General features: G+C 67.5%; 25 protein-coding genes. 10 read left to right on the forward strand and 15 right to left on the reverse strand.

Translation table 11 applies throughout. The features are described 5' to 3' along the window. The first annotated feature begins 43 nt into the window (after positions 1-43). Both AC3B6C_RS24190 and AC3B6C_RS24195 read left to right on the forward strand, forming a co-directional pair. Positions 44-628, forward strand: a complete 585-nt coding sequence (locus AC3B6C_RS24190) for an HhH-GPD-type base excision DNA repair protein (protein ID WP_010841430.1) — start codon at positions 44-46, stop codon at positions 626-628. 69 nt (positions 629-697) lie between these two features. Further along, positions 698-1,666 (forward strand): hypothetical protein, encoded by a 969-nt coding sequence (locus tag AC3B6C_RS24195; RefSeq protein ID WP_488374398.1) that lies wholly within the window; start codon positions 698-700, stop codon positions 1,664-1,666. Positions 1,667-1,692: 26 nt separating this feature from the next. Here AC3B6C_RS24195 and AC3B6C_RS24200 read toward each other — a convergent pair whose 3' ends face one another. The 5 genes from AC3B6C_RS24200 to AC3B6C_RS24220 form a co-directional block, all read right to left on the reverse strand. Then, entirely contained in the window at positions 1,693-3,408 is a 1,716-nt protein-coding gene (locus AC3B6C_RS24200) for an HNH endonuclease signature motif containing protein (RefSeq protein WP_488374399.1), read from the reverse strand. Between the two features lie 155 nt (positions 3,409-3,563). After that, positions 3,564-4,028, reverse strand: coding sequence for a hypothetical protein (locus AC3B6C_RS24205; protein WP_488374400.1), 465 nt, complete (start codon positions 4,026-4,028; stop codon positions 3,564-3,566). Between the two features lie 160 nt (positions 4,029-4,188). Further along, complete coding sequence (locus AC3B6C_RS24210) at positions 4,189-4,590, reverse strand: hypothetical protein (RefSeq protein ID WP_488374401.1); 402 nt, start codon at positions 4,588-4,590, stop codon at positions 4,189-4,191. Positions 4,591-4,695: 105 nt separating this feature from the next. Beyond that, positions 4,696-5,988, reverse strand: a complete 1,293-nt coding sequence (locus AC3B6C_RS24215) for a wax ester/triacylglycerol synthase domain-containing protein (RefSeq protein ID WP_488374402.1) — start codon at positions 5,986-5,988, stop codon at positions 4,696-4,698. A gap of 19 nt (positions 5,989-6,007) precedes the next feature. Then, positions 6,008-7,246 (reverse strand): acyl-CoA dehydrogenase family protein, encoded by a 1,239-nt coding sequence (locus AC3B6C_RS24220; protein WP_488374403.1) that lies wholly within the window; start codon positions 7,244-7,246, stop codon positions 6,008-6,010. Positions 7,247-7,419: 173 nt separating this feature from the next. On the opposite strand from AC3B6C_RS24220, the gene AC3B6C_RS24225 reads away from it, so the two are divergent. The 4 genes from AC3B6C_RS24225 to AC3B6C_RS24240 all read left to right on the forward strand — a co-directional run bounded on the left by AC3B6C_RS24225 (position 7,420) and on the right by AC3B6C_RS24240 (position 13,729). Further along, positions 7,420-9,825, forward strand: coding sequence for an acetyl-CoA acetyltransferase (locus AC3B6C_RS24225; protein ID WP_488374404.1), 2,406 nt, complete (start codon positions 7,420-7,422; stop codon positions 9,823-9,825). Positions 9,826-10,076: 251 nt separating this feature from the next. Continuing rightward, complete coding sequence (locus tag AC3B6C_RS24230; RefSeq protein WP_488376394.1) at positions 10,077-11,198, forward strand: AI-2E family transporter; 1,122 nt, start codon at positions 10,077-10,079, stop codon at positions 11,196-11,198. A 126-nt stretch (positions 11,199-11,324) separates the two neighbouring features. Beyond that, complete coding sequence (locus AC3B6C_RS24235; protein WP_488374405.1) at positions 11,325-12,557, forward strand: acyl-CoA dehydrogenase family protein; 1,233 nt, start codon at positions 11,325-11,327, stop codon at positions 12,555-12,557. A gap of 20 nt (positions 12,558-12,577) precedes the next feature. Continuing rightward, positions 12,578-13,729, forward strand: a complete 1,152-nt coding sequence (locus AC3B6C_RS24240) for an acyl-CoA dehydrogenase family protein (protein ID WP_014927612.1) — start codon at positions 12,578-12,580, stop codon at positions 13,727-13,729. Between the two features lie 26 nt (positions 13,730-13,755). Here AC3B6C_RS24240 and AC3B6C_RS24245 read toward each other — a convergent pair whose 3' ends face one another. Beyond that, positions 13,756-14,544: an enoyl-CoA hydratase gene (locus AC3B6C_RS24245; RefSeq protein WP_488374406.1), complete on the reverse strand. Its 789-nt coding sequence runs from the start codon at positions 14,542-14,544 to the stop codon at positions 13,756-13,758. Between the two features lie 128 nt (positions 14,545-14,672). Between AC3B6C_RS24245 and AC3B6C_RS24250 the strand changes: the two genes are divergently transcribed. Next, positions 14,673-15,758: an NADH:flavin oxidoreductase/NADH oxidase gene (locus AC3B6C_RS24250; protein ID WP_488374408.1), complete on the forward strand. Its 1,086-nt coding sequence runs from the start codon at positions 14,673-14,675 to the stop codon at positions 15,756-15,758. 13 nt (positions 15,759-15,771) lie between these two features. Here AC3B6C_RS24250 and AC3B6C_RS24255 read toward each other — a convergent pair whose 3' ends face one another. Next, the gene (locus AC3B6C_RS24255) at positions 15,772-16,407 is read right to left on the reverse strand and encodes a TetR/AcrR family transcriptional regulator (RefSeq protein WP_488374410.1); all 636 of its coding nucleotides are present in this window, start codon (positions 16,405-16,407) and stop codon (positions 15,772-15,774) included. Between the two features lie 86 nt (positions 16,408-16,493). Between AC3B6C_RS24255 and AC3B6C_RS24260 the strand changes: the two genes are divergently transcribed. Together AC3B6C_RS24260 and AC3B6C_RS24265 are read left to right on the forward strand one after the other, a co-directional pair. After that, on the forward strand, positions 16,494-17,801 hold the full coding sequence (locus AC3B6C_RS24260; protein ID WP_488374411.1) for a cytochrome P450: 1,308 nt from the start codon (positions 16,494-16,496) through the stop codon (positions 17,799-17,801). A 278-nt stretch (positions 17,802-18,079) separates the two neighbouring features. Next, positions 18,080-18,412: a transglycosylase family protein gene (locus AC3B6C_RS24265; RefSeq protein ID WP_014927620.1), complete on the forward strand. Its 333-nt coding sequence runs from the start codon at positions 18,080-18,082 to the stop codon at positions 18,410-18,412. 117 nt (positions 18,413-18,529) lie between these two features. Here AC3B6C_RS24265 and AC3B6C_RS24270 read toward each other — a convergent pair whose 3' ends face one another. After that, positions 18,530-18,955, reverse strand: a complete 426-nt coding sequence (locus AC3B6C_RS24270; protein WP_010843385.1) for a hypothetical protein — start codon at positions 18,953-18,955, stop codon at positions 18,530-18,532. Between the two features lie 86 nt (positions 18,956-19,041). Next, a complete protein-coding gene (locus AC3B6C_RS24275) occupies positions 19,042-19,221 on the reverse strand; it encodes a hypothetical protein (protein ID WP_010843386.1) in 180 nt (59 codons plus the stop codon). A gap of 47 nt (positions 19,222-19,268) precedes the next feature. Between AC3B6C_RS24275 and AC3B6C_RS24280 the strand changes: the two genes are divergently transcribed. Next, the gene (locus AC3B6C_RS24280) at positions 19,269-20,009 is read left to right on the forward strand and encodes a guanylate cyclase (RefSeq protein WP_488374412.1); all 741 of its coding nucleotides are present in this window, start codon (positions 19,269-19,271) and stop codon (positions 20,007-20,009) included. Between the two features lie 11 nt (positions 20,010-20,020). Here AC3B6C_RS24280 and urtE read toward each other — a convergent pair whose 3' ends face one another. The 6 genes from urtE to AC3B6C_RS24310 all read right to left on the reverse strand — a co-directional run bounded on the left by urtE (position 20,021) and on the right by AC3B6C_RS24310 (position 26,331). Beyond that, on the reverse strand, positions 20,021-20,713 hold the full coding sequence (gene urtE / locus AC3B6C_RS24285) for an urea ABC transporter ATP-binding subunit UrtE (protein WP_488374413.1): 693 nt from the start codon (positions 20,711-20,713) through the stop codon (positions 20,021-20,023). Between the two features lie 3 nt (positions 20,714-20,716). Beyond that, the gene (gene urtD / locus AC3B6C_RS24290) at positions 20,717-21,598 is read right to left on the reverse strand and encodes an urea ABC transporter ATP-binding protein UrtD (RefSeq protein WP_488374414.1); all 882 of its coding nucleotides are present in this window, start codon (positions 21,596-21,598) and stop codon (positions 20,717-20,719) included. Beyond that, positions 21,595-22,707 carry an urea ABC transporter permease subunit UrtC gene (gene urtC / locus AC3B6C_RS24295; protein WP_014927624.1) on the reverse strand — a complete coding sequence of 371 codons (1,113 nt, stop codon included), beginning with the start codon at positions 22,705-22,707 and terminating at the stop codon, positions 21,595-21,597. Before urtC ends, urtD begins: the two co-directional genes overlap by 4 nt. Next, on the reverse strand, positions 22,704-23,591 hold the full coding sequence (gene urtB, locus AC3B6C_RS24300) for an urea ABC transporter permease subunit UrtB (RefSeq protein WP_010843391.1): 888 nt from the start codon (positions 23,589-23,591) through the stop codon (positions 22,704-22,706). Before urtB ends, urtC begins: the two co-directional genes overlap by 4 nt. Positions 23,592-23,691: 100 nt before the next feature. Further along, positions 23,692-25,005, reverse strand: coding sequence for an urea ABC transporter substrate-binding protein (gene urtA / locus AC3B6C_RS24305; RefSeq protein ID WP_014927625.1), 1,314 nt, complete (start codon positions 25,003-25,005; stop codon positions 23,692-23,694). Positions 25,006-25,284: 279 nt separating this feature from the next. Next, the gene (locus AC3B6C_RS24310) at positions 25,285-26,331 is read right to left on the reverse strand and encodes an oxygenase MpaB family protein (protein ID WP_488374415.1); all 1,047 of its coding nucleotides are present in this window, start codon (positions 26,329-26,331) and stop codon (positions 25,285-25,287) included. Positions 26,332-26,371 lie beyond the last annotated feature (40 nt).

Below are 26,371 nucleotides of genomic sequence, written 5' to 3' on the forward strand. Positions count from 1 at the left end.
CAGTCTAGAGCCGTGCACGGGTGACGTCTGCCAGAATCGATCCATGCCGAAGATCCAGATCGCCCAGGAACCCGCGGCCGACGAACTCCTCTCCAGCGATTCGTTCGCCCTCCTCACGGGAATGCTGCTCGACCAGCAGTTCCCGATGGAGCGGGCGTTCGCCGGGCCGGCCAAGATCCGCGATCGGTTCGGCACGATGGACCCGGTCGAGATCGCCGACGCCGACCCCGAGGCGTTCGCCGACCTGTGCGCCACACCCCCGGCCATCCACCGCTACGGACGCTCGATGGCCGGTCGGGTCCAGGCACTCGCGAAGGTCGTCGCCGAGGAGTACGGCGGGGATGCCGCGCGCATCTGGACCGAGGCCTCCGACGGTGCGGACCTGATGAAGCGGCTGCGCGCACTGCCCGGGTTCGGCGACCAGAAGGCCAAGATCTTCGTCGCCCTGGTCGCCAAGCAACTCGACGTCAAACCGTCCGGCTGGACCAAGGTCGCCGGGGATTACAGCAAGAAGGGGTTCCGTTCGGTCGCCGACGTGACCGGCCCGGAGTCGCTGCAGAAGGTCCGCGACTTCAAGAAGGCGGCAAAGGCTGCCAAGGCCGCGGAGGCCTCGGGCACCGACTCCTAGCGGCACCGTCCGCCGGAATCGCGCAACCCTCACCCCGAACGCACACCGGTTGGCCTAGGGTCGAACACCATGGAGTCCCTTCCGGATCGGTCTCTCCCCGACCGTCCCGTCCCCGGTCGACGCGAAGTCGAGCGTCGTCAGGCTGCGCTCGATCCCGGCCGTGCTCTCGTCGAGATGCCCTTCCGAATCGGATTCGCCGTGACCGGCGTGGTGTTGAGCGCCGCCGAGTCCGCCGTCACGATCGCCCGGGTCACCGCCAGCAGCGTCCAGCACGAACTCGCGCTGGCCGTCGGTGTCGACGCCGACGAGTTGGGCAGTGCCCGCACGCCGCTCGCCCTGCTGAACCAGTTGTCCGAACTCCTCGGACCCGACCGGCCGTTCGGGCGCATCCTCGCCAACGGCGGGCCACTGGAGCGGTTGCTGAACCCGGGCGGCGTCATCGACCGTTTGACCGCGCCCGACGGCCCGCTCGAGAAGCTCACCGCCAAGGGCGGGCTCCTCGATCAGATGGCCGACGAACGCGGCATCCTGATCCGGCTCACCGCCAAGGACGGCCCCCTGGACCGGTTGACCCGCCCCGGCGGCGTCGTCGACCAGTTCACCGAGAACGAGGGCATCCTCGAACGCCTGACCTCCGAGGGCGGGATCGTCGACAAGCTGACGGCACCCGACGGTGTGCTGGAGAAGGTCACCGCTGCCGGCGGCATCCTCGATCGTCTCGCCGCCGACGGCGGGCTGCTCGATCAACTCGTCGGTGAGGACGGCGCGGTCGAACGGGCCATCGCCCCCGGCGGGCCGCTGGACCGGATCACCGAGCTGACAGAGGTCATCGGCCAACTGGCGCCGAACCTGCTCGCGATGCAGGACACCGTGCACGAGCTGGCCGAGACCGTCGACCTGCTCAACCAGACGGTCGCTCCCCTCGGCGGCCTCGCCGAACGACTCCCCAAACGACTCACCCGTCCCCCCAAGGGTTCTGGCGGCAACGGCAACGGGGACGCCGCTCCCGCCGACCCGAACGGATACCCGCGGGCCTAGCCTCCGGACACTGCACGCGCAGCCACTCAGAACGGCGGCGGGTTGTCATCGGTCTTCGGCTGACGGTTGGCCGCCGCGGTCCGGGCATGTCGATTCGCTTCGCGCTGTGCCTGGTTGCGGGCACGTTCGGCTCGCCGCTTCGCGTGTTTCGCGGCGGTTCGTTCGGTGATCGTGCGCGGTGGTCGGCCGTGCCGGTCGGGCACGATGACCCGCGGGCTCGGTGGGGCTTTCGCGGCTTGCTCGAATCGGATACGACGCAGGTTGGGGAAGAGGTCTTCGAGGGTTTCAGCCTCGCCGGGGATCACGAAACCTTCCGGCGTCACGAATTCGGTGACCAGCCGGCCATGCTCGTCGCGGTACTGCACGTCGGTCCAGTCGCCGTGGGTTTTGTGGAGGTGCCCGGCACGGCATTTCGCGTTGAGGTTCTCACTCGAGGTCGCGCCGCCACGGGCCGGGCGGGCGTGGTCGTACTCGGCGACGTGATCGACATCGGCGGTGAACGCCGACCGCGTGCAGCCGGGTTCGGTGCAGTAGCCGTCGCGCACCCGCACGAACTGCGCACACGCACTGGTCGGCCGATACGGATCAGCGGGCAGAGCACCCGGAAACACCACCACAAGCTCCGACGACACCGACTCCGACTCCCGGTCCGGCTCCGGGACCCGGCTGCTCGTGTCTCTGCGGGGTGCGGTTGCATGCGCGGTCGTGGTGGTCTCGTCGTCGGCGACGACCCGGGCGGGTGGTGTGCGTATCGGGGTGACCGGGGTCAGGGTGGCGTCGTGCCGGGCGGCGAGGTCGCGCACATGCTCGTCGCAGATCACGCCGTGTCCGTCGACCCATCCGGGCCCGGGCCCACCGGCTAGCGTGGCGGCGTCGGTCACGACGTGGATCACGATCTCGGTGCCCGACGCCGCGGCGGTTGGGTCAGGAGGTGGTGCGGTGCAGTCGGGTTCGCCACATGCGCACGCGAACGCAGTTCGGGTGAGCAATGCGCACATGGCATCGGACTTACGTTGACCCAGGGTGCGCCCATCCCGCTCGCACACCGATGCGGCAAGCGCGCGCACCGACGCCTGGCAGGCCCGGACGTTCTCGGCGGCCATGACCGCGGTGATCTCGGCGGTGCCGTCGCCGGTGTTCTCGGTCCACACGCCACGGTTGTCGAGCGCTTCGCGGCGCCGTTCGCGGACCGCGTCGGCATCGTGGCCGAAGACCAGACGGTCGATCATGTCGCGCAGACCCGACGTCGACCACGACCCGGCCCGACTGCGTAGCAAGTCGGCGATCGATTCGTCGAGCACCTCGATGATCCGGCGACTGTCGGGGTCGTCGGGATCGAGATGGTGATCGTCGGACACCAGGTGGGTGCGACCGATGATCTCGCGGATCTGGTGCGGAGCGATGATCCCGTCGCGCAACGTCTCCAACACCCGCGGTAGCCGATCACGAAGACACAGCGCGTCGTCGACCAGCGCCGCCGCACGGTAGCGGGTGATGCCCGCTTCGCGGGCCACCCGGGCGACGATGTCGCCGAATCCATCAGAGACGTAACTGGAACCGGTCGGGGTCAACAATCGGTCACACAGCACCAGGATCGTCTGATAGCGGCACCACGCCAGATACGACTCCCCAGCCCGGACAGCACCCAGGCGTTGCATGTGTGAGACCGTGTCGGCATCCGACGGGCAGGCAGCATCGACCCCGGCGAGGAACTCGCCCGGTAGATCGACCCATTCCCCCACGGTGACTCCAAAGTCGTTGCAGCCCGGCATTGTTGGCCGGTCCGACTGTTCACCTACCAAGATAGACCCGACCACCGACAAGAATTGCGCGTCGACAGCCCTCCTCAACGACCCCACTACAGTGTTTGCCAACGCTTGCTTTGCGTGGGGCCGGGTCAGCGTCGCCGGAAGTACCCGGCGGGCGGGCAGTATTGCGAGTCAGCACCGAGATCGGGATCGGCCGTGACGATGTCGAGGCCGCCATTGATCAGAAGCCCCTCGATCACCGCTGCACTCGCGCCCACACTCGCCCAGTGATCGTCGACATCAGAGGCAATGCACCACGCATGATCCGCCGGCCACACGAACGCGGCCGGGTTGTGCCCCGTCTCCGGCACGCCCCACTGCCCGAATTCGGACAGACTGCCGCGAAGCAGGTAGTAGGATCGGTTCGGTACGTGCATCCGAGCGCTCTGACGCATGAGGGCGGAAGAATTCGGCCAGCCCTCCCAGATCGCGAAGTAACTATCGTCGGGAGTGGCTGTTGCACTGCGAAGCAGCGCACAGAGACGGGCGACCTTGGCTTGATCTGTGGGTTCGTCGGGGTCGGCGACGTCGGATCCACTGCCGGGATCGGGCATGAACCGCAATCGTGCGTAGGACTCGAACCCCGACGGGCCGAAACCAGCCAGATCCTGCCAGGGCTGGCCGGACTCAACGATCCAGGCTGCAGCTCGAGTTGTCTCGCACGGCTTCAACACCACCGAACCATCAGAGCACAGCCGACAGGCCGTCGATGCCCTAACCGCCGGCGCTGCGCGCCATTGTGACCGCGACTTGTACAACCAGCGCGACAACGGCGAAGAACCCCAAGGGGAGGAAATAGAGCATGTACGGAGCGCTGAATAGCAAGAGGATGTAGACCGCGACGAAAATGGCACTGGTGAGGAGATTGCGGACCAGCGCCGTACACACGCCGAGAGCCACGAGGACAGCTGCACGGAGGGCGTAGCCGACACCATGCTCGCCGAGTGTCGAATTCGTACAAGCCGGTTCGTTGCGCCCGCTTATCTCGCACTCCGTGTATTGGAGGGTCGGTTCCCCTGCGGTGAAGACTGCGATTCCGAGGCACACCGCCACGGTCACCCACCACAGCGCGCCGATCAGGACTGACGGCTCTCGTTGCATACAGAGCCTGGTCATGCGTTCCTTCCAGCTGAGCCATCGCTTTTGCGTGTCGACTCCCGGGCGTGTCGACCCCGGCACGCGCTCGCTTCGACCGTGGCCACACCAGCATTGCAACCCTTCTCAACCACCTGCCGCTCGGCCCAGCAACTCCACATACCGGTCCACATCGCCCATCACCTCGGGACTCGTGGTCACCGAGAGGGCGATGCGATCACCGATGCCGTGCACGCCATGGGTCAGTCCCTGGGCGGGTGACAGCGCGGGAAATCCGGTCGTGAACAGGATCTCGCCGCCGTCGAGATCGATGTCGGCGGCGCCACGGTCCACCGACGACACCACCGTGACGCCGGTGACCGTCTCCGGCGCGGTCTCGAGGTCGACAGCCCCGATCCCCCATCGGGCCAGGATCGCGGGGGTCGACTCCGACGCGCGATGCTGTGCGAACCGCACCGGGTCCGCCTCGGCCGCGCGGGCGGCGGCGACATCGGCGCCGATGAGTCGCGCGCGCTCGGCCAGATCGGCGACGTCGACGTGCAGGTCGACCGCAGCATTGCGGAAGTGGTTGCGGTCCTGCGGTTCTCCCGTTCTCCCGATCGTCAGCTCGACGCCGAACCGCCGCCCGGTCTCGCCCAGGTACTCCGGTAGCGCTGCCGAGATCGCGGCGAGTACCGCGACCGTGACCGGTTGCCCACGGCGGGTGAGATGGTCGCGGTCGAACACCAGCACCCGAAGGGTCCGTCGCGGTCCTGGTGGGGTATTCAGCCGTGTCGGCGGGTATCCCGACGGTCCAGGCGCAGACGCCGGGGCCAGGCGCGCCACGCGGAACCCTCGCCGAGCCGTGGTGACGAACTCGCCGGGGAACCGGAGAACGCCGCCGAGAAAGGTCCCCGCGTCGACCAGCAGTTCGCGACCGGACGAACGCGTGGACGCTGGCCGTCGCGGTGTGGCGGGCGCCGTGAACCACTCGCGCACGATCCGAGACGCGCGGCGCCCGTCGCCCAGTGCGTGACACATCTGCACGGCGACGACGTAGACATCGCCTGCGGCGCCCGGTGCGTCGACGACGGGACCGAACAGATGCGCACGCCACGCCGCCCGCGTGGGGTCGAGTGGCCGGGCGATGAGCCCGGTGATCTCGGCCAGGCACGACGACCAGGTCCGGCGCGTCGAATCGACACGGACCTGGTAGTCGGCGGGACTGACGGATTCCCAGTACGGGCGGTCGACCGTGCCCGGCACATCGCGGATCCGGAGGCACAGGTCGTCGACGAGCGCGGCGCGGAGCCGGAGTCGCGCCGCACAGTCCTCGACCGAACTGCTCGGTGCGGCAAAGCAATACACCAGGAACTGGTCGTTCGGGATACGGCGCGACATCCAGTACGACGCCGCGTCCGCGGCGGCCATCCTGTGCATGACCGCCAGCGTAGCGGCGCTACTTCTGCCCGGCGCTCCAGGCGTAGGGCAGATCGGTGCCGTTGAGCACGTGGTCGCCGACCGCCTGCAGCTTGAAGATCAGCGGGTTGTGCACCGAGATCACTCGGGCATTGCGCCAGTGGCGGTCGAGGCGCAGACGCTCGGAGGTGATCGACGCGCCGCCGACCTCGAACAGCTGCGTGGTCGCATCGAGCACGGTGGGGATGACCGCGGCCTGAGCCCGGGCGACGTCGAACTCGACGCGGTCGAGCAGTTCGGCGTCCTCCCACCCGGCGAGAGCAAGCTCATCGAGCTCGTCGGCGATGTCGAGGACCAGCGTGCGCGCGGTGTAGGCCGCGGCCGAGAGACGACCGATCACCTGCTGCACGAGCGGATCGTGGCGCGGCAGGTCGGCCGTCGAGTGGGTGAAGGTGCGCGTGCGGTTGCGCACCCACTCCACGACGTCGTCGGTCGCACGCGCCGCGATACCCGCGAGCACCGAGAGCTGCACCAGCTGCAGATACGACGTCGCGTATGTGCGCCCTTCCCCGCCGTAACCCGGACCGAGAACACGCTCGGCCGGAACCTCGACACCGGCGAACTCAGTGGTACCGCTGGCGGTCAGGCGCTGGCCGAAACCGTCCCAGTCGTCGTGCTGGGTGACGCCGTCGGCGTCGGCGTCGACGAGCACCGAGACCCGCTCGCCGTCCTGGTCGGCGGCGACGAGGATGTGGTCGGAGTACAGGCTGCCGGTGCTGTAGTACTTGGTGCCGTCGAGCCGGAACCTGCCGTCCGGGCTCGCGGGGTCCGAAGTGAGCCGCGTCTGATAGCGGTCGATGGCACCGACGCCGGGTTCGGTGATCGCGTTGCCGACCAGCGTGCCCTCACCGACCTTGCGCAACCACCGCTGCGCACCCTCGTCCGGCAGGGCGGCGAGCTGGTCCTCGACGAACGACCAGTGCACCCGCAGGGCCTGCGGCAGATTGGACTCCGCGGCGGCCAGGTCGATGAGCAACCGGAACAGCTGACGGATCGACGCGCCGTATCCGCCGAGTTCCACCGGCACGCGCAGCGCACCGAACTTCGCCTCCCGGAGCCACGAGACCTCATCGTGCGCAAGCCTGCGGTCGTCCTCGCGCTGCACGGCGCCCTCGGCGATCCGGGCGAAGATCGGCGCGAACACCTCGTCGAGCCGCTCGTCGCTCGTTCCGTCGGAGGCGCTGCCTGAAGGCCTCGTGGTGGGCACAGTGGACGTCATCGGTGGTCCTTTCGATCGCAATCCGGTCGGCGACAGTCTGGTCCGAACCGCATCGGCCGACCACGGTTGTAACCGCGCTGACCGCAACACTGACGTTCCCGGCGGGACCGCCGCACACTGGCGCGGGACATTCGTGGACACCTCCGATGAGACCGCGGTCACGTGGTGTGTCAATGTTTGGTATGCCAACAACGCTCGTTGATATCGATCCGAACACGCCTGTCGTCGTCGGCGTGGGACAGGCATCGGAACGCCTGACCGATCCCGGCTACGAAGCTCTCGGCGAGGCCGACCTCGCCGCCCGGGCTGTGACCGCCGCATTCGCCGACTCCGGTGGCGATGTCGCCGCGTCGATCGACACGATCGCCGCGATCCGGTCGTTCGAGATCTCGAGCCCGCTGTCGTCGTCACCGCTGGGCCGGCCGGACAACATGCCGCGTGCGGTGGGCAACCGGGTCGGTGTGGACCCGCGACGCGCGGTGCAGGCGGTGACCGGTGGTCAGACCCCGCAGACGATTCTCACCGAGCTCGCCGGAACGATCGCCGCCGGCGACTCCGAGGGCGCGGTCGTGTTCGGCGCCGAGGTGATGTCGACCGTCCGTCATCTGATGTCCCAGCCGGAGGATCAGCGTCCGAGCTTCGCCGAGGAGGTCGGCGGCCAGCTCGACGACCGTGGTTTCGGCTTGAAGGGCATCATCACCGTCGCCGAGATGCGGCACGGCCTCGCGTCGGTGCTGCCGCAGTACGCCTTGCTGGAGAACGCCCGCCGGCACGCCTCGGGCCTGGGCCGCGACGCCTACATCGCAACGATGGGTGAGTTGTTCGCACCCTTCACCGAGGTCGCCGCCGCCAACCCGCATTCGGCGGCACCGACAGCGCGCACCGCGGCCGAACTGGTCACCGTCACCCCCGAGAACCGGGTCGTGTCCGATCCCTTCACCCGGTACATCGTGGCGCGCGACCAGGTGAACCAGGCCGCGGCGGTCGTCGTGATGTCGGTGCGGGCAGCGCAGGCCGCCGGTATCGATCCCACGAAATGGGTATTCCTGCATGGGCATTCGTCAACCGTCGAGCAGCCGGTACTGGCCCGTCCCGAACTCGGCTCCGCCCCCGCGGCTCCCGCGGCGGTACACCACGCGCTGCGGGTCGCGGGACTCGAACTCGACGACATCTCCGTCGTCGACATCTACAGCTGCTTCCCGATCGCGGTGTTCAACGTCCTCGACGGAATCGGGATGGCGCCCGACGATCCACGCGGACTGACCGTGACCGGCGGGTTGCCGTTCTTCGGCGGCCCGGGCAACGACTACTCCCTGCACGCGATCGCGGAAGTCGTCACCCGGGTCCGGCGATCACCGGGCGAATTCGGCCTGGTGGTCGCCAACGGCGGGGTGCTGAGCAAGCATGCCGCCGGGGTGTATTCGACGACGCCGGCGCCCTGGCGTCCGGACACCAGCGGCCCGGTCCAGGCCGAGCTCGACGCGGTGGCAACCGTTCCCACCATCGCCGACGCCGACGGCCCCGCGGTGATCGAGACCTACACGGTCATCCCGCAGAAGAGCGGCCGCCGCACCGGCGTGGTCATCGGCCGGCTCGTCGACTCGACCTCCCCGGAGGGACTCGGCGCGCGGTTCGTCGCCAACCTCGATTCCGACGACGACGAGTTCTTCGAGCTCCTCCTCACCTCCGACGATCCGGTCGGCACGCCGATCGTGGTGCGGTCGTTCGACAAGGGCAATCGGGTGGCCCTGACCGCTTCGGCCATGGACTCCCGGCATCCGGTTGTCGCACCGGCTTTCCGCGATTCCTACGAGCACGTGGAGATCCGTCGGGACGGCCGGCTGCTCGAGGTGACCATCAACCGCCCGGACGCACGCAACGCCTTGAATCCCGCGGCCAACGCCGAACTCGACTCGATCTTCGAGGCGTATTTCGCCGATCCCGACCTGTGGGTGGCCATCCTGACGGGCAAGGGAGACAAGGCCTTCTCCGCGGGCAACGACCTCGCGGCGACCGCTGGCCCGGCCGCACTGTCGGTGCCCAAGAACGGGTTCGCCGGCCTGACGTCACGGCGCAGCCTGCCCAAACCCGTGATCGCCGCGGTCAACGGCTTCGCGCTCGGCGGGGGCTGCGAGATCGCGATGGCCTGCCACATCGTGGTGGCCGACGAGGACGCCTCGTTCGGCCTGCCCGAGGTGAAGGTCGGACTCGCGGCGGCTGCCGGCGGGCTGGTCCGCCTGCCGCGGATGGTGCCACCGGCACTCGCGCGCGACATGATCCTGACCGGCCGCCGGATCTCGGCCGCCGAGGCCGCGGCCGCCGGCCTGGTGAGCCGGATCGCCCCCGCCGGAAAAGTTCTCGAGACCGCTCGCGGGGTGGCCGAGGAGATCCTCGCCGCCTCACCGACATCCGTGCGGGCGTCGATCGCCACCATGGAGCAGTCCGACGCCATCACCGACACCGTCGACGCCGTCCACGCCAGCACCTCGGTGCTCGACTCACTGGTGATCAGCGGCGACACCCTCGAGGGGATCATGGCGTTCGTGATGAAGCGGACCCCGAACTGGAAGGGCCACTGAGGACTCAGTCCGAACCACTCACACAAGGACGAAAGCACGCCGAGAACGCGCGGATGGTCGCCGGATGCTGAACACTTGGTCGGCGGCCACTCCGAACGCGCTCCGCGTACCGGGTGGCCGCTGTTACGACACATCAGTCGTGTCCAGAAAGGCGGCACACCATGTCCGGTCGTAGTAGGGCAAGCGGAACCACGACATCCACACGCACTCCGCCACAAAGCTCGTACCGTGTGGATCCACCTGACTGGACATTGCCCCGGGGCACCATCGTGCTCCTCACCATCGCCGGCCTCGTCGTCGCGGTCGCCGGCATCAAGTCGGTCGCTTCCCTGGCCGCGCCGGTCTTCCTCGCACTGATGCTCACGGTCGCCGTCCAGCCGGTCCCGACCTGGTTGCGCACGAAAGGCTTGCCGCGCTGGGCGGCGTTCCTGACGACCGTGCTGCTCGTCTACGGCATCTTGATCGGACTCTTTGCGGCGCTGGTGTTCTCCGTCGCACGCCTGGCATCGATCCTCCCGCAGTACGACGACAAGTTCGATGATCTCGTCACCAGCTTCCAGAACTTCCTCACCAGTCACGGCGTGAGCCACGACAAGGTGCAGGACATGATCTCCCACGTCGACACCAGCAAGGTCGTCAGCGCGGTGACCGACGTGCTGGCCAGCACGTTCAGTGTCGCGTCGACACTCGTGCTCGTTCTCGCGCTGCTGCTGTTCATGGCCGCGGACTCGGTCGGCTTCGACGACCGGATGAACATCCTGGACCGGATGCGTCCCGACATCGCTTCGGCGTTCCGCTCCTTCTCGCAGGGGACGCGCAGCTACCTCTGGGTGTCGACAGTCTTCGGCCTGATCGTCGCCGTACTCGACAGCGTGGCCCTCGCGTTGCTGTCCATCCCCCTGCCGATCCTGTGGGGACTGCTCTCGTTCATCACCAACTACATCCCGAACGTCGGGTTCATCATCGGTCTCGTCCCGCCCGCATTGCTGGGCCTCCTCGACGGCGGACCGACCAAAATGCTGATCGTGATCGTCGTCTACAGCGCCATCAACGTCACGATCCAATCGGTGATCCAGCCGAAGTTCGTCGGCGACGCCGTGGGACTGTCGACCACTCTGACCTTCATGTCCCTGCTCTTCTGGGCGTGGGCGATCGGACCGTTGGGGGCGATCCTCGCGGTACCGCTCACGCTGCTCGCCAAGGCCCTGCTCATCGACATCGACCCCGCGACCCGATGGGCGGACGTGCTGCTGTCGTCGGGTGGGAAGCCCGGCGACGAGACACCCGACGAGACACCCGACGACGAACCCGCTGACGAACCCGTAGGGGTCGCGAAGACTCCGGACACGAAGGGGCAGGATCCCACCCCCTGACCGGCCGCGGGCGTCACACTGGAACCGGAAAGGTGAGGCGGGCTACGCGCCGCGCCGATCATTGGGTAGATTCCCTTTCGACCCCCATCTGACCACAACCGTTTACAGATAGGTTGCGCACCGCTCATGGACATGAACTGGTCTCCGGACGACGCTGCGTTTCGCGACGAGGTCCGCGCGTTCCTCGACGAGAAACTGACCCCCGACCTGCGCGCGGCGGGCACGCTGCGCACCAGCGTCTACTCCGACCACGAGGCCGCGATGGAGTGGCAGGCGATCCTGCACGAGCGTGGCTGGGCCGCTCCCGCGTGGCCGGTGGAGTACGGGGGGTGCGACTGGTCGCAGTCCCAGCACTACATCTTCAGCCGGGAGTCGATCCTCGCCGGCGCGCCCTCGCTGTCGCCGATGGGCATCCGCATGGTGTCCCACGCGATCATGGCGTTCGGCACCGACGAGCAGAAGAACTTCTTCCTGCCGGGCATCCTCGACGGCAGCGTGTTCTTCTGCCAGGGCTACTCCGAACCCGAGTCGGGGTCGGACCTCGCGTCGCTGTCGATGGCCGCGGTGGACGACGGCGACGACCTCGTTGTCACCGGTTCGAAGATCTGGACCACGCACGCATCGGAGGCGAACTGGATCTTCTGCCTCGTGCGTACCTCGCGCCAGGAACGCAAGCAGCAGGGCATCACCTTCGTGCTCATCGACATGAACTCGCCGGGTATCGAGGTGCAGAACCTGGTGTTCGCGTCCGGTGAGCAGGTGCAGGCGCAGGTCTTCTTCGACGGTGTGCGCGTGCCCAAGAAGAACGTCCTCGGCAAGATCGACGACGGCTGGACCGTGGCCAAGTACCTGCTCGTCTTCGAGCGCGGGGGCGGCGCGGCGGCTCCGGCACTACAGGTCATGGCCGAGCAGCTCGGTCGTGACGCGGCATCGGTGACGGCCCCGAACGGCGGTCCCCTGTCCGAGGATCCGGCGTTCGCGGCCAAACTCACCGACCTCCAGGTCCGCGCGAAGATCCTGGAGGTCCTCGAGTACCGGGCGCTGGCCGCGATGAGTTCGGGCAAGGACCCCGGTTCGATCGCGTCGATGCTGAAGATCCTCGGGACCGAGCTGAGCCAGGAGATCACGACGCTGAGCCTGGAAGCCGCCGGCCCCCACGGACGCGTCTTCCAGCCGCACGCCACCAAGCCGGGCGGACCCATCTTCCAGTACACACCGCCCACCGACGGCTACGTCAGCGGCGAACCGTGGCAGGCCGTCGCGCCGCTGCACTACTTCAACGACCGCGCGGGCTCGATCTACGCCGGCAGCAACGAAATTCAACGAAACATCCTCGCCAAAGCCGCTCTGGGTCTCTGACGGGTCACAGGAGATAACTGATGGACTTCACACTCACACCCGAACAGCAGCTGCTGTCCGACGGTCTCAACAAGTTCCTCGACGCACGATACGACCTGCAGGTCAGTCGCGACGCGGCGAAGGTCGGCGAGGGTTGGCAGCCGAAGATCTGGAAGGCCTTCGTCGAGGACCTCGGCGTCGTCGGCGCCTGCCTGCCCGAGGACATCGGCGGATTCGGCGGCGGCCCCGAGGAATTGATGGTCGTCACCGAGGCGCTCGGCCATGCTCTGGTGGTCGAGCCGTTCGTCGACTCGGTGGTGCTCGGCGCCGGGCTGCTGCACGCGACCGGCAACCCGGCCGCCCTCGAAGCCGCCGGCCGGATCGCCGAGGGCGAGGCGCTCAGCGCCCTCGCCGCGCTCGAAGACGGCTCGGGCGGGGTCCTCTCCCGCATCGAGACCAGCGCCGATCGCGACGGTGACGAGTGGGTGCTCAACGGCACCAAGGCCGTCGTCACCACGGCGCCGCTCGCCGACTATCTGATCGTCAGCGCCCGCACCGCGGGCGAGCCACACGACCCCGCGGGAGTCTCGCTGTTCCTGATCGACCTCGCGGGCGGCGGTCCGGACGGTCTCGAACTGCACACCCTGCGCACCATCGACGACCGCCAGGCCGCCGACATCACGTTCGACGACGTGCGTCTGCCCGCCGAGGCACTCATCGCCGACGACAACGCGATCGAGATCCTCGAGAAGGCCTGGGACACCGCGACCGCCGCAGTCGTCTCCGAGGCCGTCGGACTCATGCGCAAGGTGTTCACCGACACCGTCGAATACTCCAAGCAGCGCGAGCAGTTCGGGGTCCCGATCGGCAGCTTCCAGGTGTTGCAGCACCGCATGGTCGACATGCACCTGGAGCTCGAACAGTCGGTCGCCGCACAGTACTTCGCGATCCTGTCACTCGAGGGCTCACCGGCCGAGCGCGCAGCGGCGGTCTCGGCCGCCAAGGCGACGGTCAGTCGCGCCGCCCGGTTCATCGGCCAGAACGCGGTGCAGCTACACGGCGGCATGGGCATGACCGAGGAGCTGGCGATCGGCCACTACTTCAAACGTCTGACCGCGATCGAGTACGAATTCGGCACCGCCGATGCCCATCTCGCACGCTTCGCGAGGGCCGGCGCGCAGATCGACGCCTGACCGGCACTGCCGGCGACCCCAGGGGCTCAGCTGTCGGTCCAGACCGGCTTCCGCTTCTGCAGGAATGCCGACATGCCCTCCTGCGCATCACAGGTCATCGCGTTGGTCGCCATCGTCTCGCCCATCTCGTCGTAGGCGGTGGACTCGTCGAGCTCGATCTGCCGGTAGAACGCCTGCTTGCCGATGGACACCGTCCGCGCACTCGAGCCGGCGATGTGCAGTGCCAGGTCGCGCACTGTGTCCGCCAGGTCGGCATCGTCGACGACGCCGCTGAGAAGTCCCCACTCCGCGGCGGTCTCGGCGTCGACGGCCTCGCCGGTGAGCAGCATGTGCATGGCGCGCTTGCGTCCGATCGCCCGGGACAGCGCGACCATCGGAGTCGAGCAGAACAACCCGATGCGCACGCCCGGGGTGCTGAACCGTGCGCTGCGTCCCGCGACCGCCAGGTCACAGGTGGCGACGAGTTGGCACCCCGCGGCGAAGGCCATGCCCGCGACTTCGGCGATGACGGGCTGCCGTACGTCGTGGACCGTCCGCATCAGTTCCGTGCACGTCGCGAACACCGCCCGCTCGTCGTCGAGAGTTCGGTCGACGAGTTCACCGAGGTCGTGCCCGGCGGAGAACGCGGGCCCGAGCGCCCGGATCACGATCACACGCACGCGCGGGTCGTCGCCGAAAGCACGTAGCGCAGCGGTGATGGCTCGCATCGTGCTGGTGGACAACGGGTTACGACGTCGCGCGTCGCCCAGGGTGATCACCCCGAGGGGTTCGGCGACGTCCGTCGACACCGCATCGTGCGCGGTCTGATCGGTCATGTCCGGCGGCCTCTCTTCCGTTCGTCGTCGCCGGTCATTCCGCGCCGGGAGCGCGGCGAGAGCGGCGGATCTTCACGATATGGCAGCGAGAAGGGAATACGAGGCCCGATCGTTCGTTGTGTCTCCTCGTGACCAGTACCGCGCTCTTCGAACCGCTCACCATCCGCGACGTCGACATCCCCAACCGGATCTGGCTCGCTCCGATGTGCCAGTACAGCTGCTTCGCCGGCGACGGGGTGCCCACCGACTGGCACCTGACCCATCTCGGGGCCCGGGCCGCCGGTGGTTTCGGACTCATCCTCACCGAGGCCGCGGCCGTGGTGCCCGAAGGTCGGATCAGTGCGCACGACGCCGGTCTGTGGAACGACGACCAGGCCGCGGCGTGGCGACGGATCGTCGACTTCGCGCACTCGCAGGGTTCGGTCATCGGCACCCAGCTCGCCCACGCCGGCCGCAAGGCCTCCACCTACGCGCCCTTCGACGACCGCTCCGGGTCGATCCCGCTCGATGACGGCGGCTGGACCACGTTCGGTCCGTCCGACGTCGCCTTCGAAGGGCTGCCCTCTCCCGTCGCGATGACGACCGAGCAGATCGCAGCGGTGGTGGACGCGTTCGCAGCGGCCGCCCGCCGCGCCGATGACGCCGGGTTCGACGTGGTCGAGATCCACGCGGCGCACGGCTACCTGCTCCATCAGTTCCTCTCCCCGTTCTCGAACCGGCGCACCGACGCCTATGGCGGCGACTTCGAGGGACGCATCCGGCTCACCCTCGAGGTCGTGGACGCGGTCCGCGCCGTGTGGCCGTCGTCGAAGCCGCTGTTCATCCGGGTGTCCGGCACCGAATGGACCGAGGGCGGGTGGGATGTCGAGGAGTCCGCGCGCCTCGCCGAACTCCTCGCCGGCCGCGGTGTCGACCTCGTCGACGTCTCCTCGGGAGGCAACGTGCTCGCCGACATCCCGATCGGGCCCGGATACCAGGTCGACCTCGCCCGATCCATCCACCGGCAGTCCGGCGTGCCGACAGCGGCCGTCGGCCTCATCACCGAGCCCGATCAAGCCGAGAAGATCGCCGGCGACGACGACATCACCGCCGTGTTCTTCGGTCGCGTCGCCCTGCGGGAGCCGTCGTGGCCGCTTCGCGCCGCGCACGAGCTGGGCATCGAACGCCGGCAGGCGCCGTATCCCCCTCAGTACCAACGGGGTTCGTGGCACTGAGCCACTGAGATCGTCACACCGGCCGCGGCGTCAGCAGGGCGAGGGATGCCGCGGTCGCCGGTTCGATGATCGACGCCAGCGGAACACCGGATTCGACGGCACCGGCGGTCAGTTCGCGGAAACCACCCCACAGGAAGATGGCGCGCTGGCGGTCCATCGGGATCACCCCCGCCGCGGCCATCGTCGGGGTCGAGGTGAGACCGACGAAGAGCTCGATCCACGCTTCCAGCGCTTCGTCTTTGACCGACTGGGCCGCACTGCCGAGCGCAGGCAATTCCCGAATCCAGCTCAACGTGAGACCCGGGTACCGTTCACTCGCTGCGACGTATGACGAGACCGCCTGCCGCACTTGATCTTCGATGGTTGCCTCGGAGTCGACGCGACGCACGATCTCGGCGATCATGAACTCGTTGGTCACCGTCAGCAGCGCGAAAAAGCATGCCTGCTTGTCGGCGAACTCCTGGTAGAACGACCGCCTCGAGGTCCGCGCGACACGCACGATGTCGGCGACGGTGGTCTCCCGGTATCCCGCCTCGACGATGCACTCGAGCATCGCCGCGAGCAGCCGATCCCGGGTCGACGCCCCAGCCGACGAGATCAGCCAGGGCGGCGGGAGCGGGCCCGATCCAGGATTCACACCGTCGAGCATAGGCCCCTTGTCTGACCCGGTACGTACGCGTACCGTCAGCTGGTACGTGAACGTACCAGCCGCCGCGGCGAGAGGACCCCACGCTCGTGAACACACCGACCCGAAGTGGTGAGGCGGTTCTCCCGCCCACCACGTCGATCCCGTCCGCCATCCAGGGGCTCGGCGCGGTCGTGTCGCGCCGACACTTCTTCCGCCATCTCCACGACCGACACGGCTCGGCGTTCACCGTGAACCTGCCCGTCTTCGGTCCGTCCGTCGTCATCTCCGACGCCGCCATGGCGCGCGAGCTGTTCACCGCGGGCGACAAGGTCGAGAACGTCCAGCCCAACCTCGGACGCATCCTCGGCACCGGATCGATGTTCGCGCTGGAGGGCGCCCGGCACCGCGCGCGACGCAAGCTGCTCACCCCGCCGTTGCACGGCAAGCCGATTCGGTCGTACGAACAGATCGTCGTCGACGAGGTCCGCGCCGAGACCGCGACGTGGCGCCCCGGGGTCGAGTTCGCCTGCATCGAACCGATGATGCGCATCACCCTGAACGTCATCCTCCGCGCGGTCTTCGGCGCCGAGGGCAGCGAGCTCGACCGGCTCCGCGACATGATCCCGCCCATGGTGACCGTCGGTTCGCGCGCCGCTACGGTACCCCCACTCCCCCGCCTTCTCCGGCCGATCGATCCCAATCACCGGTACGCGCGCCGCAATGCCGAATACCGAGACTATGTCAGCGGACTGATCACCAAGGCGCGCAACGATTCTCACCTGGACGAGCGCACCGACATCCTGGCCATCATGCTCCGCAGCACCTACGACGACGGCAGTCCGATGACCGATAGCGAGATCGCGGAGGAACTGGCCACCATGCTCGCGGCCGGGCACGAGACCACGGCAACAACCCTCGCGTGGGCGCTCGAGCGGCTACGGCGGCACCCCGAGGTGGTGCGCGAGCTCGTGGCCGAGGTGGACGCCGGCGGACACGACTACCGCCACGCGACGATCCTGGAGGTCCAGCGCAGCCGACCGGTCATCGACTTCGCCGGCCGGCACGTGGTCGCCGACCATCTCGACCTCGGCGACTGGCGGATACCCAAGGGATACAACGTGCTCGTGTCCATCGCCCTGCTGCACGACGACAGCAGCGAATTCGCCCGGCCCGAGGTCTTCGACCCGACCCGCTTTCTGGGCACCAAGCCCTCGTCGGCGTGGCTCCCGTTCGGCGGCGGGACCCGACGGTGCATCGGGGCGGCGTTCGCGACCATGGAGATGGACGTCACCCTGCGGACGTTGCTCGAGCAGTTCGCACTGCTGCCGACCACCGCCCGCGCGGAGCGCTGGTTCTCGCGCGGGGTGGCCTACGCCCCGTCCCGCGGCGGTCGGATCGCGGTCCTGCCCCGCTGACCCACTCGGCCGCAGACACCCCTAACGGTGACGGGTCCCACATTTCTGCTGTGACCTTCGTCATCGAACGCGGCCGAACACGTATGTCCGAACACCCCCGCCGAATTGCGGTATGCGCTGGGAATTCACCGCAAAGCTAACAGCGTTATCCAGGCGTTATCCGAATAGCGCTGGTCAGGGGCTCGACGTGACCCAGCCGTTACCGAACCCGTATGGTCGCCCACGGTCCGAGATCAACTGCCCTGCCAACCCCAGGGCGGTGAGGAGGAACGAAGACCATGCGTATGACCAAGACCCACATGACCAAGCTCGTCGCCCGCGCCGCGATCGTCGGCGCACTGACTGCCGCGCCCTTCGGGATGCTGACGTCCACTGCGCACGCGGCAGGCAACTGGGACGCGGTCGCTCAGTGCGAGAGCGGCGGCAACTGGGCCACCAACACCGGCAACGGATATTACGGCGGTCTCCAGTTCTCGATGAGCACCTGGCAGGCCAACGGCGGAACCGGCAACCCGGCAGACGCATCCCGCGAGGAGCAGATCCGCGTCGCGGAGAACGTGCTCGCCACGCAGGGCCCCGGAGCCTGGCCGACGTGCGGCGCCAACCTCTGACGCACGCACTTCTGACCACCGCACCGGCGCGTCACATCCCGTGATGTCGCAGCAGCGGTGACAGCAAGGCCGGCGGGTCCACCAGGGACCCGCCGGCCTCTCGCGTCTTTGAGGCTCCTACGTCACCGTCGGGGTGTCGTCGCCGGAGTCGCCGACCGTCGTGTCCAACGCGCTGACCGCGATGCCGTACGGCAGGAACCGCACGTTGCGGCGCGGATCGGTGTTGCTCTTGTTGGCACGCAAGGCGTCGAGTTCGGTGGCGTAGACCTGCTCGACCCGGGCACCGCCGTCGTCGTCGACAACGAAGACCGCCCATACTCCGGAGCCGGCCTCCCCCGTGGTCTCTTCGCGCGGCTGCGGCTTGGTACGAGTCCGGCCACGCGAGGCCTCGTCGAAGAACATCGAGAAGGCTGCCGGTCCGGCCTGCCCCTCGAAGAGCTTGCCGAAGACGTCACGCAGTCCCTCCCCGGCCTCACGTGCGAACCGGTCGAAGTCCTCGGGGCCGAAATTGAACGATCCGCCGGAACCGCTGTTGTCGGGCATGGTGCCACCTTTCTCCGTTCACTCTGACGAGCGTCGGGCAACACTGCCCAGTGTCCTCAGAAATCAGCGGCTCCGCCACCCGGCCCTCACCGATCAGCAGGTCCGCCATCCTCGGTCCCGGTCTCGTCGAGCCGCTGATGCAGACGCGCGCGGACGTCGTCGGCCGAGTAGGACTTCCGCTGCCGCTGATCCCGCGCGACCATCGCCCCGCCGGTGGCCACCCCGACCGCGCCCGCCAGTCCCAGCCATTTCCAGAAGTTCCTCATGCGGGCAGGATAGGTCGCGCGGCACGCGGACGCATTAGCCTTCTCTCGTGCCCACCAGCAGAATTCTCTTCGGCCGAGACCGCGCCGACTCCGGGATCTCGTTGACCGACGCGCTCGACGCCACCCGCACCGGCGACATCTGGCTCTTCCGAGGCCATTCCGGGCCGGATCGGGCCATCCGCACCCTGACCAACGCGCCGGTCAACCATGTCGCGATGGCGGTGTGCATCGACGACCTGCCGCCGCTGCTCTGGCACGCCGAACTCGGCGATCGGCTGACCGACGTGTGGACCGGGTCGAATCATCGCGGGGTTCAGCTACATGACGCGCGCGAAGCCGTGGAGCAGTGGATGATCCGCTACAAACAGGCATGCTGGTTTCGTCAGCTCACCCCCGAGGTCACCCCGGATCAGGAGAACGCTCTGCTCAAGGTGATCGCCGAACTCGACGGGACCCCGTTCCCGACGACCGCACGCCTCGCCGGACGGTGGTTTCGTGGCCGGGTGCCCAACTCGACCGACCTCGTCCGGGGCATCCCCTACCTCGACCGCAAGGTCCGTCAACGACGCGACGAACGGCAGCAGCGCCGCAGCCAGAAAACCGACGGCGTCGGACTCGAAGCCGCCTACTGCGCCGAGGTGGTCGCGATCACCTATCGCGAGATGGGCATCCTCGATGCCTCCAAGGACTCCAACTGGTTCGACCCCGGGCGATTCTGGAGCGGCGATCAACTCCCCCTCCATCCGCCCCACGAACTCACCTCGGAGGTGGGGGTCCGGCTGGACTGACCGTCCGGCGACTAGATCGTCATCGCCTCGCGCACAGCACTTTCGGCAGCCGAGCCGCCGTCACCCGACGACGTGACGCGTCCGCTCTCCAGCACGTAGTACCGCTGCGCCGCCTCGAGTGCGAAACCGATGTGCTGTTCGACGAGGAGCACTCCCAGTCCGCCACGCTGCGTGAGCGTGGTGATGGTCTGCTCGATCTCGGCGACCACCGAGGGCTGGATGCCCTCGGTCGGCTCGTCGAGGATCAGCATGCGCGGCTCGGTGATGAGCGCGCGAGCGATCGCCAGCTGCTGACGCTGTCCTCCGGACAACAGACCGGCGCGTCGTCCCAGCAGTTCCTCGAGTGCCGGGAACATGTCCAGCATCTCGGCTACCAGTTCCTTGCCGCGCTTGCGGCCGTCGGCCACGACCTGCAGATTCTCGGCGGTGGTGAGGTGCCCGAAACTCTGCTGGCCCTGCGGCACATAGGCGATGCCGTGCCCCACCCGGGCGCTGGGGCGCGCCCGGGTGATGTCGACGCCGTCGAAGGTGATCGACCCCTTGGTCGTCTTGACGAGTCCGACGGCCGCGCGCAGCAGGGTCGTCTTCCCCGCGCCGTTGTGTCCCATCACCGCGACGACGCCGTCGGTGGGTACCTCGATGTCGACCCCGTGGATCACCTCGGTACGACCGTAGCCCGCGTGGACTCCGGAGAGTTTCAGCATGATTCAGCCCTTGTCCTGAGTCGATTGCGTGGAGGTGCCCGTCACGTCGGCGTCGGTCTCGGCGGCGATCTCCTCGAGTTCCTCGCCGCCGGCGGCGGTTCCGAGGTACACCTCCTGGACCTTCGGATTCGCCTGGACCTCGGCCACCGTGCCCTCGGCGAGCACCCGGCCGCGGGCGAGCACCGTCACCGAGGTCGCGAAGGACCGCATGAAATCCATGTCGTGTTCGACGACCACCACGGTGCGTTCACCACCGATGCGGCGCAACAGGTTCCCGGTCTCCTCGCGCTCCTCATGGCTCATGCCGGCGACCGGCTCGTCCAGCAAGAGCACCGAGGCGTTCTGCACCAGCAACATCCCGATCTCGAGCCACTGTTTCTGGCCGTGCGCGAGCACGCCTGCCGGGGTGTCGGCGAGGTCCTGCAGACCGATGGTCTCCAGCGCCTCGGCGATCGAGTCGGGGATCTGCGTCGGCCGACGCCGCAGCATCGTCCACACCGAGCGCCCGGCACCCGCCGCGATGTCGAGGTTCTGCAGCACACTCAGTTCCTCGAAGACGCTGGCGGTCTGGAAGGTCCGGCCGACACCGAGACGCGCGATCTGGTGCACCTTCTTGCCGACGAGTTCGACACCGGACTTCTGGATCGACCCGGTCGGCTTCACCAGACCGGTGATCGCGTCGATGATCGTGGTCTTCCCGGCACCGTTCGGTCCGATCAGGAACCGAAGGTCACCCTGCAGCAGGGTGAGGTCGACATCGGAGACCGCCTTGAAGCCGTCGAACTCGACACTGAGACCGCGCACCTGGAGATAGTCGCTGTCCATTCCGGCATTGCCGCCGGCGACCGGCGGGTGTTCGACGACCGTCGATTCTGTCTCGGTCATGACGACGCTCCTACCTTGCTGACGCTGTGCTCATCGATGTCACCGGTCGGGGTCGGGTCCGGCGTTCTTCTCCGACGCCACTTGACCAGCGCCCCGAGCCCGGCCAGCCCGGCCGGGAAGAAGCCCACGACCACGATGAACAGGATGCCCTGGGCGTAGGTCCACCCGGACGGGAAACTCTCCGACAGACTCGTCTGCGCCCAGGCCACCGCGATGGCGCCGAGGACCGGACCGAGAAGCGTTGTGCGCCCGCCGATCGCGACGCCGATCAGGAACGCGATCGACGGCACGATCCCGACGTCCGCGGGCGAGATGATGCCGACGATGGGGACGAACATGGCGCCCGCGATGCTGGCGAACAGCGCAGCGATGGCGTAGGCGACGACCTTGACGTTGGCCGGGTCGTAGCCGAGGAACCGGACCCGTTCCTCTTGGTCGCGGACGGCGACCAGCAGTTCGCCGTATCGGCTGTACATCAGCTGACGCGTGATGGCGACGACGGCGAGCAGGATGGCCGCGGTGATGAAGAACAGCAGCTGCCGATTCACCGGGTCGTTGAGCGCGAGACCGAAGAAACTGCGAAAGCGGTTGAGCCCGTTGCTGCCACCGGTGGTCTGCTGACCGATGAGCAGGATCGCGAAGGCCGCGGCCAGCGCCTGGGACAGGATCGCGAAATACGCGCCCTTGACCCTCCGCTTGAACACACCGAGGCCCAGCAGGATCGCCAGGAACGTGGGAACCAGCAGGATGCCCAGGATCGTCACCAGGGGCGAGGCGAAGGGCTTCCAGTACCCGGGCAGCTCGGTGATCCCGGCGATCTGCATGAAGTCCGGCACGTCGTCGCCGCGGAGTTCGGCGTCGGAGATCTTCAGGTGCATCGCCATGATGTACGCACCCAGACCGAAGTACACGCCCTGGCCCAGGGTGAGCATGCCGCCGCGTCCCCACGCCAGGCCGATGCCGACCGCGACGATGCCGAAGCACAGGAACTTGCCGAGCAGGTTGAGCCGGAAGTCCGACAAGACGGCCGGTGCGACCGCGAACAGCAGGATCGCGGCGAACCCGAACCCCGCCCAGACCTTCCAGGAACCGCTGAAATAGTCCTTCACACAAGACTCCTCGACTGGACCGTGAAAAGACCCTGCGGCCGGATCTGCAGGAAGATCACGATGATGACGAACACGGCGACCTTCGCCACCGACGCCGTCGTGTTGTATTCGATGAACGAGTTCAGGACACCGAGGGCGATGGCCGCGATGACCGCGCCCTTGATCTGGCCCAGACCGCCGATGACGACCACCAGGAATGCGTCGATGAGGTACGTCATCCCGGTGTTCGAACTGGTGGAGCCGATCAGAGTCAGCGCCACGCCCGCGACGCCGGCCAGTCCCGACCCGATGAAGAACGTCGTGATGTCGGTGCGACGGCTGGAGATACCGCTCGTCTCGGCCAGATCGCGGTGCTGGACGACGGCTCGGATACGACGGCCCATCGGCGTGTACTTCATGGTGACCGCGATGGCGGTCACCGCCACGATCGCGAGCAGCATGATGAACAGACGCGTCTTGGGGACGACCGCGCCGAGGATGTCGACGCCGCCGGACAACCACGACGGCGCGACCACGTCGACCGCCGGTGCGCCGAAGATGTCTCGGGCGAGTTGCTGGAGGATCAGTCCCACGCCGAAGGTGACGAGGAGTGTGTCCAGGGGGCGGTCGTACATGCGCTTGATCAGGGTGACCTCGAGCAGGACCCCCATCAGTCCGCCGACCAGGAAGCCGATGACGAGCGAGACCAGTAGGGACACCCCGGCATCGGAGATCAGGTACTCCTGCACCGAGTAGGCGGTGTACGACCCGGCCATGATGAACGACCCGTGGGCCATGTTGATCACGCCCATCTGCCCGAAGGTCAGAGACAGGCCGAGAGCTGCGAGGAGCAGAATCGAACCGAGACTGAGCCCGGTGAAGAGCTGTCCGATAACGGTTTCCACGTGACTTTCCGTTCGTCGTCGGCGTGCGCCGCTTACTCCAGGGAGGGGCCGTACGCGACCCGTCCCACGTCGCGAGACGCGGGACGGGTCGTCGACGGTGTCAGTTGCTCAGGCCCTCGGCCCACGGGTACGACTTCAGGTAGGGGTCCGGCTCGATCGGCTGACCCGAATCCCACACGCTGTAGATCAGTCCGTCGCCGCGGATCTCACCGATACGCGCGGTCTTGGTGATGTGGTTGTTCTCGCCGTCGATCGTGACGAGTCCCTCCGGGGCGTCGAAAGTGACTCCACCCGCGGCCTTCTGGACGTCCGCGACCGCGAAGGACTGGGCCTTCTCGACGGTGTTCTTCCACAGGTACACCGAGACGTAGGCGGCCTCCATCGGATCGGAGGTCGGCTTGTTGGCGCCGTAGGCGGCCTTGTAATCACGGACGAACGATGCGTTCGCCGGGTTGTCGACGGTCTGGTAGTAGTCCCACGCGACCAGCTGGCCCTCGATGTTGTCCACACCGATGCCGCCGACTTCCTCTTCGGCGATGGAGACCGAGACGACGGGCATGGCCTGCGGGGTCAGTCCAACGTTCTTGTACTCGCGGAAGAACGCCACGTTGGAATCGCCGTTGAGAGTGTTGAACACGGCGTCGGCGTCGGCGGTACGGACCTTGTTGACGATGGTCGAGAAGTCCGTCGAGCCGAGCGGGGTGTAGTCCTCACCCTTGATCTCGATGCCGTTGGCCTCTGCGTATGCCTTGATGACCCGGTTGGCCGTCTGCGGGAACACGTAGTCGCTACCCACCAGGTAGAGCGACTTCACGCCCTTTTCCTTCAGGTATTCGAGCGCGGGCACGATCTGCTGATTCGTGGTCGCACCGGTGTAGAAGATGTTCGGAGACGATTCGAGTCCCTCGTACTGCACCGGGTAGTACAGCAGCGAGTTGTTGTCCTCGAAGACGGGCAGCATCGCCTTGCGGCTCGATGACGTCCAGCCGCCGAACACCGCTGCGACGCAGTCACTGGAGATCAGCTTCTCGGCTTTCTCCGCGAAGATCGTCGGCTCGGACGCGCCGTCCTCGCCGATGAGCTGAAGCTGCTTGCCCAGGACGCCGCCGTTGTCGTTGATCTGGTCGACGGCGAGTTTGATCGAGTCGCGAACGGTGACCTCGGAGATCGCCATCGTTCCCGACAAGGAGTTCAGCGACCCCACCTTGATGGTGCTACCGGAGGTGTCGACGCACGATTCGGCACTCGACGCCGATTCATCGCTGGCCGAGCTGCCACACGCGCTGAGGACCAGCGCCACCGCGGACAGGGCCGCGGGGACGAGAATGCCGTACCGCCGCCGGCGTGAGCGGGTGGTGGCGGGCGGCGGGGTGTCCGTCGGCGAAGAGCCGGACGGCAACGGAACAGACGGCATCGGCGAAGCCTTTCTCACTACGTCTCAGGTCCACTCAGGTGGGGGCACGACGAACACGCGGCATGTCACCGCATGACCCCCGATGAGATACGCGCCGCAAGAAGCTTGCGATCTGGCGTATGGGGGGTAAACGTATTTTGACTTTGTTACGCCGACGTGACGTGAGATGAAATCGATGTTTCCGCTTCCGGATGCGTCACCGCGGCCGGGCGTCGCCGAATTCTGTTGCCTTCATTGATGATTCAGAGAGGTCCGGTTTGACACGACGGCCCGCAGGCGCTAGTGGGCGAAGGATGCCTCGATCTCGGCGCGGGTACGCTCGGGGTCAGATCCGAGCTCATATCGGGGAAGGGTGTGCGGGACGGTGGTTCCCGGCGCCACACGGCGGCACGCGGCCGCGAACTCGGGAGCCTCTCCCATCGTCAGATGCGCGGAGTTGATGATGCTCCACACCGCGCTCCGCCGGGCGCGCCGCTCGATCGGATTGGGCGCCCGGTACATGATCAGCTCCCTGGCCCAGCGAGGCATCGTGTCCCGGATCGCCCAGTCCACGGCACCCTGGGCGGGGTTGCGCACGTTCAACCCGGTCGCCATCGCATTGCCATGTGTCAGTGCGAGTTTCGGCAGATACTCCGCAAGGCAGGCAAGGGTGTCGGCCTTGGTCGTTGGCAGGTCGGTACCACCGAGCGCATGACCGACCCGTACGAATTCCCGGTAATAGCAGTCGAGCTGGTCGCCACGCAGCGGCTTCGGGTGATAGATCTCGTGCGCGGTCGCGATACCCCAGACCACCGTCGCGTAGTTCCATCGCAACCAGGCCGGATCGTCGGCGTCGTAGGTCGCACCGTCGGGCCGGACGCCCTTGATGGTGTGGTGCATCGCGCGCACCGTCCGGGCCAATCGCTCCGCCGACTCCGTCGAGCCGTATGCCGTCCCCATGAAGAAAGCCAGCGAGTGCCCAAGCCTGGTCATGGCGCCGTCGGGGTCGATGGACAGGGTCGGGGTACCGTCCTCGCGCCGCCGGACCAGTCGCGAGTGCTGGACGCCCATCCAGAAGATGCTCGGGTCCAGGCGCTCGAGGTACGACGCGCACTGCAGGCCGAAGATCAGCGCGGGCGTGTGCGAGTGGACATACCAGGTCGCGCTGTCCGGGCCGAACCAGCCCGGGTCCCCCGCGGGATTCTCGAAGTCCATCCCGCGAAAGAACTTCGCACGCACGTGGGCGTCGAACTTGCCGTTGAGCCAGGAACCGACGAACTCGTGCGGGAGCGGAACGGGTACCCAGTCGGTGGACGGCAACCGGAGAGGAGCCATGGACACAGTCATCGGAGACCTTCCGCTCGGGGCGACCTTTGGAGACGGTCGT

This window comes from Gordonia sp. 11cp (assembly GCF_057767225.1).

Bases quoted from the DNA above. Each gene is read 5' to 3' on its own strand.
- AC3B6C_RS24310 (WP_488374415.1), bottom strand. From the start codon at position 26,331: ATGACTGTGTCCATGGCTCCTCTCCGGTTGCCGTCCACCGACTGGGTA.
- AC3B6C_RS24210 (WP_488374401.1), bottom strand. From the start codon at position 4,590: ATGACCAGGCTCTGTATGCAACGAGAGCCGTCAGTCCTGATCGGCGCG.
- AC3B6C_RS24240 (WP_014927612.1), top strand. From the start codon at position 12,578: ATGGACTTCACACTCACACCCGAACAGCAGCTGCTGTCCGACGGTCTC.
- urtA (WP_014927625.1), bottom strand. From the start codon at position 25,005: ATGCCGTCTGTTCCGTTGCCGTCCGGCTCTTCGCCGACGGACACCCCG.
- urtD (WP_488374414.1), bottom strand. From the start codon at position 21,598: ATGACCGAGACAGAATCGACGGTCGTCGAACACCCGCCGGTCGCCGGC.
- AC3B6C_RS24245 (WP_488374406.1), bottom strand. From the start codon at position 14,544: ATGACCGATCAGACCGCGCACGATGCGGTGTCGACGGACGTCGCCGAA.
- AC3B6C_RS24220 (WP_488374403.1), bottom strand. From the start codon at position 7,246: ATGACGTCCACTGTGCCCACCACGAGGCCTTCAGGCAGCGCCTCCGAC.
- AC3B6C_RS24270 (WP_010843385.1), bottom strand. From the start codon at position 18,955: ATGCCCGACAACAGCGGTTCCGGCGGATCGTTCAATTTCGGCCCCGAG.
- AC3B6C_RS24205 (WP_488374400.1), bottom strand. From the start codon at position 4,028: ATGCCCGATCCCGGCAGTGGATCCGACGTCGCCGACCCCGACGAACCC.
- AC3B6C_RS24255 (WP_488374410.1), bottom strand. From the start codon at position 16,407: ATGCTCGACGGTGTGAATCCTGGATCGGGCCCGCTCCCGCCGCCCTGG.
- urtE (WP_488374413.1), bottom strand. From the start codon at position 20,713: ATGCTGAAACTCTCCGGAGTCCACGCGGGCTACGGTCGTACCGAGGTG.
- AC3B6C_RS24190 (WP_010841430.1), top strand. From the start codon at position 44: ATGCCGAAGATCCAGATCGCCCAGGAACCCGCGGCCGACGAACTCCTC.
- AC3B6C_RS24215 (WP_488374402.1), bottom strand. From the start codon at position 5,988: ATGCACAGGATGGCCGCCGCGGACGCGGCGTCGTACTGGATGTCGCGC.
- AC3B6C_RS24275 (WP_010843386.1), bottom strand. From the start codon at position 19,221: ATGAGGAACTTCTGGAAATGGCTGGGACTGGCGGGCGCGGTCGGGGTG.
- AC3B6C_RS24235 (WP_488374405.1), top strand. From the start codon at position 11,325: ATGGACATGAACTGGTCTCCGGACGACGCTGCGTTTCGCGACGAGGTC.
- AC3B6C_RS24225 (WP_488374404.1), top strand. From the start codon at position 7,420: ATGTTTGGTATGCCAACAACGCTCGTTGATATCGATCCGAACACGCCT.
- AC3B6C_RS24265 (WP_014927620.1), top strand. From the start codon at position 18,080: ATGCGTATGACCAAGACCCACATGACCAAGCTCGTCGCCCGCGCCGCG.
- AC3B6C_RS24195 (WP_488374398.1), top strand. From the start codon at position 698: ATGGAGTCCCTTCCGGATCGGTCTCTCCCCGACCGTCCCGTCCCCGGT.